Annotated in this window: 9 protein-coding genes; all 9 read left to right on the plus strand. The window is 45.1% G+C overall.

Translation table 11 applies throughout. The features are described from left to right. Window positions 1-110: 110 nt before the first annotated feature. A complete protein-coding gene (locus OC193_RS14580; RefSeq protein ID WP_048663017.1) occupies window positions 111-1,418 on the plus strand; it encodes an anaerobic C4-dicarboxylate transporter in 1,308 nt (435 codons plus the stop codon). 510 nt (window positions 1,419-1,928) lie between these two features. Next, complete coding sequence (locus tag OC193_RS14585; RefSeq protein ID WP_048659196.1) at window positions 1,929-3,377, plus strand: YfcC family protein; 1,449 nt, start codon at window positions 1,929-1,931, stop codon at window positions 3,375-3,377. Between the two features lie 820 nt (window positions 3,378-4,197). After that, window positions 4,198-5,421, plus strand: a complete 1,224-nt coding sequence (arcA, locus tag OC193_RS14590) for an arginine deiminase (RefSeq protein ID WP_017062724.1) — start codon at window positions 4,198-4,200, stop codon at window positions 5,419-5,421. A 72-nt stretch (window positions 5,422-5,493) separates the two neighbouring features. After that, window positions 5,494-6,405 carry a carbamate kinase gene (gene arcC, locus OC193_RS14595; protein WP_016790859.1) on the plus strand — a complete coding sequence of 304 codons (912 nt, stop codon included), beginning with the start codon at window positions 5,494-5,496 and terminating at the stop codon, window positions 6,403-6,405. Between the two features lie 147 nt (window positions 6,406-6,552). Further along, complete coding sequence (locus OC193_RS14600; protein ID WP_048663019.1) at window positions 6,553-7,563, plus strand: ornithine carbamoyltransferase; 1,011 nt, start codon at window positions 6,553-6,555, stop codon at window positions 7,561-7,563. A gap of 489 nt (window positions 7,564-8,052) precedes the next feature. Next, the gene (gene pyrB / locus OC193_RS14605; RefSeq protein ID WP_017062721.1) at window positions 8,053-8,982 is read left to right on the plus strand and encodes an aspartate carbamoyltransferase; all 930 of its coding nucleotides are present in this window, start codon (window positions 8,053-8,055) and stop codon (window positions 8,980-8,982) included. A gap of 15 nt (window positions 8,983-8,997) precedes the next feature. Further along, the gene (pyrI, locus tag OC193_RS14610) at window positions 8,998-9,462 is read left to right on the plus strand and encodes an aspartate carbamoyltransferase regulatory subunit (protein WP_004729721.1); all 465 of its coding nucleotides are present in this window, start codon (window positions 8,998-9,000) and stop codon (window positions 9,460-9,462) included. Between the two features lie 326 nt (window positions 9,463-9,788). Further along, window positions 9,789-10,277 (plus strand): arginine repressor, encoded by a 489-nt coding sequence (locus OC193_RS14615; protein ID WP_048659199.1) that lies wholly within the window; start codon window positions 9,789-9,791, stop codon window positions 10,275-10,277. A 175-nt stretch (window positions 10,278-10,452) separates the two neighbouring features. Next, window positions 10,453-12,318 (plus strand): protein-disulfide reductase DsbD, encoded by a 1,866-nt coding sequence (locus OC193_RS14620; RefSeq protein ID WP_048663020.1) that lies wholly within the window; start codon window positions 10,453-10,455, stop codon window positions 12,316-12,318. The last annotated feature ends 22 nt before the right edge of the window (window positions 12,319-12,340 follow it).

The following is a 12,340-nucleotide window of genomic DNA, read 5'->3' on the forward strand; positions in this document are numbered from 1 at the left end:
GGATTTCTGTATGTTGCACTTTTGCTTAATTGAACCTAAACCATAGAACTATTATGTGAACATTCCAGCGGCGAATGTTCACATAATAAAATCTAAATGAGGTGTTACTTATGATTGCAGTAGAACTATTTGTCGTCCTGCTCTTTATCTTTTTGGGGGCCAGAATTGGCGGTATCGGTATCGGTTTTGCCGGTGGTGCTGGTGTTATTGCCCTTTCACTTATTCTTGGCGTTCCAACAAGCCAATCTTTCATCCCGATCGACGTAATCTTGATCATCATGTCTGTTATCACCGCAATTGCTTCAATGCAGGTTGCTGGCGGTATGGACTGGTTGGTGCAAATTGCAGAAAACTTTTTGCGTAAGCACCCTGAACGTATCACCTTTTATGCGCCAATTGTGACCTTTGTAATGACACTAATGGCAGGTACTGGTCACACAGCATTCTCTACACTGCCTGTTATTGCAGAAGTAGCGAAAGGCCAAGGCGTACGTCCTTCTCGTCCACTGTCTATCGCAGTTGTCGCTTCTCAAATCGCTATCACGGCTTCGCCAATCTCGGCAGCGGTTGTGGCTTTCGCAGCAATGCTGGCACCGTTCGGTGTTGATTACCTAACGCTACTGATGGTTTGTATCCCAACAACCTTCATCGCTTGTATGGTTGGTGCGGTTGTTGCTAACTACATGGGTAGTGAACTGAAAGACGATCCTGTTTACCAAGAGCGTCTTGAGAAAGGCTTAATCAAACTGGCAACAGAAGAGAAACGCGAAATCCTTCCAACAGCGAAGAAAGCGACTTACATCTTCCTAGCAGCGATTGGTTTCGTGGTGTGCTACGCAGCAGCTATCTCTAGCTCTGTTGGCCTAATTGAAAACCCTGCACTAGGTCGTAACGAAGCGATCATGTCTGTGATGCTGGCAGCAGCAGCGGCTATCGTTCTGTTCACTAAGATTGATGCAGCTAAGATTTCTTCAGCGCCAACATTCCGCTCTGGTATGACGGCATGTGTATGTGTACTTGGTGTGGCTTGGTTAGGTTCAACATTTGTAAACGCACACGTTGCTGAAATCAAAGACGTAGCAGGCGCTCTACTGGCTGACTACCCATGGATGCTGGCTCTTGTTCTGTTCTTCGCTTCGATGCTGCTTTACTCTCAAGGCGCAACAACGGTTGCACTGATGCCTGCAGCACTAGCGATTGGCGTAGCACCACTAACAGCCGTTGCTTCTTTTGCTGCGGTAAGTGCGCTGTTCGTACTTCCAACTTACCCTACGCTACTAGCAGCGGTTGAGATGGATGACACAGGCTCAACGCGTATCGGTAACTACGTTTTCAACCACCCATTCTTCATTCCAGGTGTGGTAACAATCAGTACAGCGGTAGCACTAGGCTTCGCGTTCGGCGGTCTGTTTATCTAATATTCGCTGATGATTGAACATTTAAAAGGAAGCTTCGGCTTCCTTTTTTATTTTCTACTCAACGTGTTGTTTGATACACATCAAATAACCATTATAAACTTTAAAAACCGCCTAAAAATAAAGTTTGAATAAAATTCCAAGATTATTCAACCAAACTAGAAACAACACCTATCAAATCAATCCCCCCTCGCTTTCCTTTAATCCATAGCGAATATTAATCCAAGCTAACTAACCAAAAAACCTTGCCGTTTTTCTGCCATTTTTCAGACCATTCATTAGCGATTATTTTTGTGAACAGCACCAAACTTAAATACTGACGTAAGGAATAAAATAACCGCAGCTAAATTAAATCTAACTTCATTTGGATTAGTAAATATAAAAACAAACTTAATTTAAAGTCAGCAACTTTATATCGTTGAGTGCTTTATAAGTGTCCGTGTATTTACAATCTATAAATCATTAGTCGCTAATTCACATCACTTCTATTTAAGATGATGTAAGGAGATAGCCATGACAACTCAAACGATACCAAGCGAGAAAAAAAAGGGCGGCTTCTTTGCCAACTTTAAATTCCCTTCTGCCTACACCATTCTATTTATTCTGATAGCGTTCGTCGCTCTGCTTACCTGGATTGTTCCAGCAGGCCAATACGACCGAGCAATGAATGAAGAGCTAGGCCGAGAAGTACCCGTAACCGGAACCTATCAAGCGGTAGAAGGTAACCCTCAAGGCGTGATTGACGTACTGCTAGCGCCTATTGACGGCTTCTACGACCACAATAGCTATGAAGCTGCGGCAATCGACGTTTCGCTGTTCATCCTAATCATTGGTGGCTTCTTAGGACTAGTAACTAAGACGGGGGCGATTGATGCCGGTATCGAACGCGTTACCGCCCGATTAGAAGGGCGAGAAGAGTTGATGATACCAATACTGATGGCACTGTTCGCCGCAGGCGGTACTGTCTACGGCATGGCGGAAGAATCACTACCATTCTATACATTGTTGGTGCCTGTAATGATGGCTGCTCGCTTTGACCCTCTGGTGGCTGCTGCGACGGTACTACTTGGCGCAGGGATTGGGGTGCTAGGTTCAACCATTAACCCATTCGCAACCGTGATCGCTGCCAACGCCTCTGGCATTCCATTTACCGACGGTATCGTGTTGCGTATTGCGATGTTGATTATTGGTTGGGGTATCTGTGTCGCCTACGTGATGCGCTACGCAAGAATGGTTCAAGCCGATCCAAGCAAATCGATTGTGTACGACAAATACGAAGAGAACAAAGCGCACTTCCTTGGCAACGCAAGTGGCGAAAAACTGGAATTCACCGCAACTCGTAAACTGATTCTGACCATTTTTGGTGGTTCATTCGCGGTAATGATTTACGGTGTATCCGTTGCTGGGTGGTGGATGGCAGAGATCTCTGCAATGTTCTTAGCAGCAACCATCATCGTCGGTATTGTGGCTCGTATGAGCGAAGAAGAGTTTACCACCAGCTTTATTGATGGTGCCCGTGACCTACTTGGTGTTGCGCTTATCATAGGTATTGCACGTGGTATCGTAGTGGTGATGGACCGCGGTATGATCACCGATACCATTCTGTTCTCTGCAGAACAAATGGTAACGGGGCTTTCTTCGGTTATCTTCATTAACGTGATGTTCTTCTTAGAGATTCTACTGTCGTTCTTAGTTCCATCGACCTCTGGCTTGGCGGTACTTACCATGCCAATCATGGCACCACTGGCTGACTTTGCTGGCGTAGGTCGTGACCTGGTTATCACCGCGTACCAATCAGCATCTGGCTTGGTGAACCTAATTACGCCAACCTCCGCGGTAGTGATGGGTGGCTTGGCGATTGCTCGCGTCCCTTATGTACGCTGGGTTAAATGGGTAATGCCACTAGTCGGTATCTTGATGGTGTTCTGCATCATTGTTCTGAGTATTGGTGCGCTTATCTAAAACCTACACACCTCACTTTCTCACTCAAAGCCGCTTTCTAGCGGCTTTTTTGTCACTATCGATGACCAACAAAACCCTTCCATCGAAACACCCTCACAAGCTGCACACGCATCATTAAAAGCCTCCCTACCACCCTATCTACCTATCTATCAAAGCAACAAAACGTAAACGAGCTGAGAGACTTGCTAGAAAGAAAATCTAACCTTTAAGTATCGACGCTAAGGTTAATTAAAAAGCAAATATTCATCGCTACTATATTTAGAGAAATACTTAGTCACTTATTAGCGTTAATTATATTTAAAGTAATTTACGCTGTAATAAGCAAAGGACTAGTATTGGCTATTTTCATAGAAAACCGGATTAAAACACTCGATTATAAAGTGTGACCGCAATAGCTTTATTCGCATTTAAATTGTTAAGAAATAATTAATTTCACATTCAAAATTAAATATATAAATACTAACATTGCATACTTCCACCTTAAGCTCATTCCTATCAATAAATTTAATTTGCATATAAAGCCCTAGAATTTCCATTCTAGTAATACGAGTGAAAAAAGTATGCATAATGTTCCCAAAGAGTTAACTATTTAGAAGGGATAGCCAATAGTTAAAAGTGCATAAAGTTTGTTAAAACCCTTAATTTTAAAGGGCTGAGGGATAAAAAACGATTTGTGATAGATCTCTAAGAATACCTGACTAGCAGGCGTAATATTAATTCCAGACAAGAGATATGAATAAATAATTCATTCTTCTCAACTGAAAATAAATAATTACTCTTAGCGATAAAAGTAATTCAAATATATAAGAGAGAGACGATCATGAGTAAGTTCTATGTAGGTTCTGAAATAGGTCAATTACGCCGCGTTCTAGTTCACCGTCCAAGACGCGCACTGACTCACCTAACACCCTCTAACTGTCACGATTTACTATTTGATGACGTACTGGCTGTTGAGCGTGCAGGTAAAGAGCATGACGCATTTACTCAAACGCTACGTGATCAAGGTGTTGAAGTTCTTCTTCTTACTGACCTACTAGCGGACACGCTAGCAGTGCCAGAAGCGAAAGATTGGCTTTTGAATCATCAAGTTTCTGATTACCGCTTAGGCAAAACTTTTGCTAACGACGTGCGCTGCTACTTGGGCGACTTACCAAACCTAGAGCTAGCAAAAATCCTAACGGGCGGCCTGTCTTACGCTGAGATGCCAATGAAATCATCTTCAATGATGCAAGGCATGCACGCACCAACTGACTTCATTATCGAACCTCTACCAAACCACCTATTTACTCGTGACACATCTTGCTGGGTATATGGCGGTGTATCAATCAACCCAATGGCGAAACCTGCTCGTCAACGTGAAACCAACCACGTTCGCGCTATTTACCGCTGGCACCCAACATTCGCAGGCCAAGACTTCATCAAATACTTCGGCGATGAAGAAAACATCAGCTACGACAACTCAACGATTGAAGGCGGTGACGTTCTTGTTATCGGTCGTGGCACAGTGCTTATCGGTATGTCTGAGCGTACAACAGCACAAGGTGTTGAGCACTTAGCATCTAGCCTATTCAAACACGGTCAAGCGAAACAAGTTATCGCAATGCAGCTACCAAAACACCGCTCTTGCATGCACCTAGACACCGTGATGACACACATGAACGAAGATACGTTCTCTGTTTACCCTGAAGTGGTGAGTAAAGACGTGCAGTGCTGGAACTTAACTGGCGATGAGTCTGGTGCGGTAAAAGTGAAAGAGGAAGGCTACTTCGTAACGGCTATCGAAAAAGCATTGGGCGTAGACAAGTTAAACCTAATCACGACTGGTGGTGACAACTTCCATGCAGAACGTGAGCAGTGGAACGATGCAAACAACGTTCTAACGGTTAAACCTGGCGTCGTGATTGGCTACGAAGGCAACACATACACCAATGAAAAATACGACAAAGCAGGCATCACAGTTCTTCCGATTCCAGGCGATGAACTTGGCCGCGGTCGCGGTGGCGCACGCTGCATGAGCTGCCCAATTGAACGTGATGGTATCTAATCACTAAGACGAAACGGCCAAGTTGAACGATCTTAAATCATCTCAGCTTGGCCAAAATGAGAGAACACAATTATGACTAAGCAAACTGTTGTTGTCGCACTCGGTGGTAATGCCCTACTTCGTCGCGGTGAGCCGTTAGAAGCCGATGTTCAACGCCGTAATATTGAAACAGCTGTTAAAACCATCTCTGAAATTGCGAAAGTGTACAACGTGGTTCTAGTACACGGTAATGGCCCACAAGTTGGTTTACTTGCTCTGCAAGGTTTGGAATACAAAAAAGTAAATCCGTACCCGCTAGATGTGTTGGGCAGTGAGACTCAAGGCATGATCGGCTACATGCTGATGCAAGAGTTCAAGAACTACCTGCCTAACCGCAACATCTCATGCATGTTGACGCAAATGACGGTTGATCCAAATGATCCTGCATTTGCGGATCCAACCAAACCGATTGGTCCGATTTACGAAGAAGCTGAAGCGCGTGAATTGGCAGAGAAATTCCACTGGATCGTCAAACCCGACGGCCAACATTTCCGTCGCGTAGTACCAAGCCCACGCCCTACTGGCATTGTTGAGCACGAAGCGATCACCCAGCTTATCGATGCAGGCCACTTAGTGATTTGTACTGGCGGCGGCGGTATCCCAGTGAAAAAAGAAAATGGCAAATTAGTGGGTGTGGAAGCGGTTATTGACAAAGACATGTCAGCGGCTTTCTTGGCGAAACAACTGGATGCGGATGCACTGCTTATTTTAACCGACGCGGACGCTGTTTACCTTGATTGGGGCAAACCGACTCAACACGCATTGCGCAGCACCACGCCAAGCGAGTTAGCAATGTTCGAATTCGATGCGGGTTCAATGGGGCCAAAAATCGAAGCATCGTGCGAATTCATTGAGCAAGGCGGCAAGGTTGTGGGTATCGGCGCACTCGAAGATGGCTTGCAAATCCTGCAAGGCCAAGCGGGTACCAATATCACCAAAGGTTAACGCACAAATAAGTTTCTATGTCCTTGTAAACACAGAATCAAATGAAACAAACAGAACCGAACAAATTTAACTAAATATTGAATCGCACTTTCTTGAATTTTCTTTCCCTGTAACAAGAAAGCGCCTAAATCTAAGAAGGAATACATCATGGCTTTTAACCTACGCAATCGTAACTTCCTAAAACTACTAGATTTCACTCCACGCGAAATTCAACACTTGTTAGATCTTTCTATGGAGCTAAAAAAAGCGAAGTACAACGGTTACGAACAGCCAACACTGACTGGCAAAAACATCGCACTTATCTTTGAGAAAACCTCAACTCGTACTCGCTGTGCATTTGAAGTTGCTGCATTCGACCAAGGTGCTCGAGTTTCTTACTTAGGCCCATCTGGCTCTCAAATTGGCCACAAAGAATCAATGAAAGATACCGCTCGCGTTCTTGGCCGTATGTACGATGGCATTGAATACCGCGGCTTCGGTCAAGAGATCGTTGAAGAGCTAGGCGCTTACGCTGGCGTACCAGTATGGAATGGCCTGACTGACGAATTCCACCCAACACAAATCCTGGCTGACTTCCTAACTATGACGGAATACGGCCGTGGTAAACAACTGCATGAAATCAGCTTTGCTTACCTAGGTGATGCTCGTAACAACATGGGTAACTCTCTAATGGTTGGCGCTGCGAAAATGGGCATGGACATTCGCCTTGTTGCTCCAAAACAATTCTGGCCACAAGAAGAGCTATTAGCTGAATGTCGTGAAATTGCTGAACACACAGGCGGCAAAATCACGCTAACAGAAGATGTTCAAGAAGGCGTGCAAGGTTGTGACTTCCTATACACCGATGTTTGGGTATCGATGGGCGAAGCAAAAGAAGCGTGGGCTGAGCGCATCAACCTAATGATGCCTTACCAAGTCAACATGGACATGATCAAAGCGACTGGCAACCCACATGTGAAATTCATGCACTGCCTACCGGCTTTCCACGGCGAAGATACCACCGTAGGCAAACAACTTGCTGCTGAATATCCACAACTAAAAGACGGCGTTGAAGTGACAGATGAAGTGGTTGAGTCTGAATACTCTATCGTGTTCGACGAAGCTGAAAACCGCATGCACACCATCAAAGCAGTAATGGTTGCGACACTAGGCAGCTAATAAGTTAATAAGTTAATAAGTTAATAAGTTAATAAGTTAAGCACTCACTTGTTCGCAAGACGTTGACAAGTTAAGTGCAATAACAGGGAAATGCGGGTGGCGTTCTTGGGATTTTGACCTTGGATAAAACCCGCATTTTTTTTCATGTACTAGAAAGGATTATTACCTGAAAAAACCTGAGATTCGCAGTTCCGACAAAGGCTTAAATGAAAGCTAAAAACGGACGCAATTCCGCATAAAAATCCATTAAATGAATACTTTACAGAAAGTATTGCATGGTCTTTTTATCTGAGTATAATCCTCCGCAATTTGTCTAAAGAGAGCAAAAAATGAACCGCAATTCTGTCGCACATAATTGTCAAACCACACGCCAAAGAGTGGCGTTGGTGTCATTTTTATTTTGCTCTATTGATCGTTTCGAAGCCTCCTATTTTTAGGGGGCTTTTTTTTGTCCGCAATTTGACTGTATGCATAGAAGGAAGACCCGTTATGGCGCATTCGTTATTTAACAAGCACATCATCTCCATACCTGAGCTCACTCGTAATGAACTAGAGCTTATCGTCGACACAGCAGCAAGACTCAAGGCCGAGCCAAACCCAGAGTTGCTGAAAAATAAAGTCGTTGCGAGCTGCTTCTTTGAGCCTTCAACTCGAACTCGTCTTTCATTTGAAACCGCCGTTCAACGCCTTGGTGGCACGGTCATCGGCTTTGATAATGGCGGTAACACATCACTGGCGAAAAAAGGCGAAACGCTTGCCGACTCAGTGCAGGTTATTTCATCTTACGTGGATGCCTTTGTGATGCGTCACCCACAAGAAGGCGCAGCACGTTTAGCGTCTGAATTCTCTAACGGTGTTCCGGTGGTAAATGGCGGCGATGGTGCCAACCAACACCCAACTCAGACCTTGCTGGATCTGTTCTCGATTTACGAAACGCAGGGCACGCTTGATAACCTCAATGTCGCATTCGTCGGCGACCTAAAATATGGCCGTACTGTGCACTCACTAACCCAAGCGCTATCAAAATTCAATAACGTACGTTTCTTCTTTATCGCACCAGAAGTATTAGAGATGCCAGATTACATCTGTGAAGAGCTAGAAGAGATGGGGATCCAATACAGCACTCACAGCAGCATTGAAGAAGTCGTGCCAGAACTGGATGTTTTATACATGACTCGCGTACAGAAAGAGCGCTTTGATGCGTCGGAATACGCACACATGAAATCGGCTTACATCCTAACCGCCGATACATTGAAAGACGCTCGTCAAAATATGAAGGTCCTTCACCCACTGCCACGCGTCGACGAAATCACCACCGACGTCGATAAAACGCCACACGCTTACTACTTCGAACAGGCTGAAAACGGTGTGTACGCACGTGAAGCTTTATTAGCCCTAGTTCTAAACGACACTTTATAAGCAGGAGATATAGTCATGGTTAAACAAACTCAGCTACAAGTAGAAGCGATCCGTAATGGCAGCGTGATTGACCACATCCCTGCTCATCTTGGGATTAAAATTCTCAAACTGTTCAAGCTGCATAAAACAGAACAACGCATCACGATGGGCTTAAACCTGCCATCATCAGCGCTCGGCAACAAAGACCTAATCAAAATTGAGAACATCTTTCTGACCAAGGAACAAGCCAACCAATTGGCTCTGTACGCTCCACAAGCGACAGTGAATCAGATTGAAGAGTACAAAGTGGTCAACAAGCTAACCCTTGTGCTGCCAGAACAAATCAACAGTGTGTTCGCCTGCCCAAATAGCAACTGTATTTCACACGGTGAACCTGTCGAAAGTAGCTTTAAAGTGCAGCTAAAACACGAAAACGTACAGTTAAAATGTCACTATTGTGAAAAAGTATTCTCTCGCGAGATCATGAGTGAAATTCGCTAACCCTTAGCGGTATTACCTTCGCAACAAAAACCACTAAAGTAACATGGATATTTATTCCCAAGCCGGAATAAATATCCATTAGCCAAAGAATAAAACCCCAAAATAAAAGCAACAAACCAGAATATTATTTGGTGATCGCCTTCAAAAAGATAACTATCCTTTAGTGGTAGACTCAATGCATAGATGATCATACATCTCGCATACCCTTCCTTCTCTACTTCGGGATTCATCGGTAAGCCTAATTAATAATCGTACTCTACGGCTTTGGGAGTGCGTTCTGCGCTATGGACAAGCGATATCCACACGTTGACCTTAAGGAGTTGTTCATGAACGAAATCACTGAGCACGGTTGCTTGTATTCAGCTGAAGATAAAACACTGACTGCGGCGTGCAAACGCTTACTACAACAACAAAGCTTCTCGACCCAAAATCAACTGCGCGAGAAACTGGTCGAGATCGGTTATACAGGCATTAGCCAATCGACTGTCTCTCGCATTTTGTCACAGCTTGGCGTTGTCAAAATTCAGAATGCCTGTGGTAAAAAGGTTTACTGCATTACAGTTGAAAGCGCGCCTGTGCGTGTCGATGCCTCCATCTCATCGCAAATCGAATTAATTACTCACAACCAAGCGATGGTGATCGTCAAAACAAACCCTGGTTGTGCGCAGTTGGTCGCAAGGTTAGTCGATATCGACCCACATACAGAGATTATCGGTACTGTTGGCGGCAATGACACTGTGCTCATTATTCCAAAAGATACGATGAACATTGATGCTTGCGAACAAGTAGTAAGAGCACGCTTAGGTGTTGCCTAAATGTCTTACTGGCAAGGGCTGTTCACTGCAGTTGCGCAGCTAACCCTCTCTCGACTGCCTAGCAAAGTGGCTCACCCGCCCTAGCGGATATTTGCTGGTCGATGAAACTAATCACAAACTATTACGGTCTGATTGAGTTAAGATACCTTCAACTCTAATTTGATGACTAAATAGTATGCGACGACTTGCCACATTACTTTTTGTTTGTGTTTCCCTGTTCACCCAGCCTGCGTGGGCGCTTTTTGGAAATGACAACGCCGAGCCAAGCTTCGGAGGCAATAACAACGGTTTTGTCCCTGTAGACCAAGCTTTCCCTTTCAATTACTACCAGCAAGACGGCAAGGTGCTTCTCGACTGGCAAGTAAAAGAAGGCTACTACCTCTACCAACATAGCCTCTCTTTCACTGGGCAAAATATCGCGATCGGTAACGTTGAATTAGAAGATGGTAAGCCACACCAAGATGAATTCTTTGGTGAGGTGAGCATTTATACCCAGCCGCTATTCGTTCAAGTTCCCCTACAGAGTTACCAAGATGGCTCACAGCTGATCGTTAAATATCAAGGCTGTGCGGATGCGGGTTTCTGCTATCCACCCGAAACTCGAATCATCGACATTGAACCATTTGCGGCTACAGATTTTGGTTCTGGTTCAGGCGACTCTCAAGCTAATGCGTTATCGCAAGAGTCATCGGCTGCAAACAATGAAACCGATGTTTCAACGCAACAAGCTTCTCTAAAAGCAGACGTTGCAACTAACACCACTCCACAATCAAGTGCACCCGTTTCAAAAGAAGTGAGCCTAGCCGATAAGCTCGGTGACAGTTGGTGGACGCCATTATTATTCTTAGCACTTGGTGTTGGCTTAGCCTTTACACCGTGTGTTCTGCCGATGTACCCAATTCTAACGGGTATCGTTTTAGGTGGCGGCAAGCTCAGCCAAGGTCGTGCGCTGATGTTGTCGTTCATCTATGTGCAAGGTATGGCGCTAACCTACACCCTGTTAGGTTTAGTGGTTGCCTCTGCAGGTATGCAGTTCCAAGCGGCGATGCAACACCCTTACGTATTGATTGCGTTGAGCGTTCTATTCGTGGCGTTAGCCATGTCGATGTTTGGCGTTTATAACCTGCAACTGCCAAGCAGCATTCAAACTTGGCTCAACAACCAAAGTAACAAGCAACAAGGTGGCAATACCTTGGGCGTGTTCGCGATGGGTGCTATCTCTGGCTTGGTGTGTTCGCCTTGTACCACAGCGCCACTATCGGGTGCGCTGTTGTATGTGGCTCAAAGTGGTGACCTGTTTACTGGCGCGATCGCTCTATACTCATTGGCGATGGGTATGGGTATCCCGCTGATCTTAGTTGCGGTATTTGGTAATAAGCTACTACCGAAAGCGGGCAGCTGGATGGACAAGGTAAAAATCGTATTCGGCTTTATCTTGCTGGCAGCACCAATCTTCCTGCTAGAGCGTATTATCCCTGAGTTATGGGCAACCGTACTTTGGTCTGGCCTTGGCTTCATCGCCTTCGGTTGGCTGTACCACAGCAAGAATGCACTGCCATTCGGCGGCTGGAAGCAAAGTGCGGTCGGTATCATCGCAATGCTTGGCTTGTTTGCTTCCGCACAGCCTGCATTGAACTATTGGTTTGCGGAGAAGAGCGTAACGGTAGAACAACAGCATATCCAATTTGCACGCATCAATACCGTTGAAGAGCTAGAAATCCAGCTCATCGAAGCGAAAAAGCTGGGTAAACCAGTGATGCTCGATTTCTACGCAGATTGGTGTGTGGCGTGTAAAGAGTTCGAGAAGTACACCTTCCATCAAGCTGATGTTGAGAACAAACTTTCTGACTTCGTACTGCTTCAGGCTGACGTAACAAGAAACATGCCTCAAGATATTGAACTGCTTAAACAATTACAGGTACTCGGCTTACCAACGATTGAGTTTTGGGATGGCGAGGGTAACCATGTTCCAAATGCTCGTGTCACTGGTTTTATGCCTGCCGATGTATTCTTAAAACACATGCAAGACCACCAGCTATAACGACGACATTCGTCTAAATACA

Origin of the sequence: Vibrio crassostreae (assembly GCF_024347415.1) — a bacterium.
Lineage (GTDB): Bacteria > Pseudomonadota > Gammaproteobacteria > Enterobacterales > Vibrionaceae > Vibrio > Vibrio crassostreae.

Bases quoted from the DNA above. Each gene is read 5' to 3' on its own strand.
- pyrB (WP_017062721.1), top strand. From the start codon at position 8,053: ATGGCGCATTCGTTATTTAACAAGCACATCATCTCCATACCTGAGCTC.
- OC193_RS14620 (WP_048663020.1), top strand. From the start codon at position 10,453: ATGCGACGACTTGCCACATTACTTTTTGTTTGTGTTTCCCTGTTCACC.
- OC193_RS14600 (WP_048663019.1), top strand. From the start codon at position 6,553: ATGGCTTTTAACCTACGCAATCGTAACTTCCTAAAACTACTAGATTTC.
- arcC (WP_016790859.1), top strand. From the start codon at position 5,494: ATGACTAAGCAAACTGTTGTTGTCGCACTCGGTGGTAATGCCCTACTT.
- arcA (WP_017062724.1), top strand. From the start codon at position 4,198: ATGAGTAAGTTCTATGTAGGTTCTGAAATAGGTCAATTACGCCGCGTT.
- OC193_RS14580 (WP_048663017.1), top strand. From the start codon at position 111: ATGATTGCAGTAGAACTATTTGTCGTCCTGCTCTTTATCTTTTTGGGG.
- OC193_RS14585 (WP_048659196.1), top strand. From the start codon at position 1,929: ATGACAACTCAAACGATACCAAGCGAGAAAAAAAAGGGCGGCTTCTTT.
- OC193_RS14615 (WP_048659199.1), top strand. From the start codon at position 9,789: ATGAACGAAATCACTGAGCACGGTTGCTTGTATTCAGCTGAAGATAAA.
- pyrI (WP_004729721.1), top strand. From the start codon at position 8,998: ATGGTTAAACAAACTCAGCTACAAGTAGAAGCGATCCGTAATGGCAGC.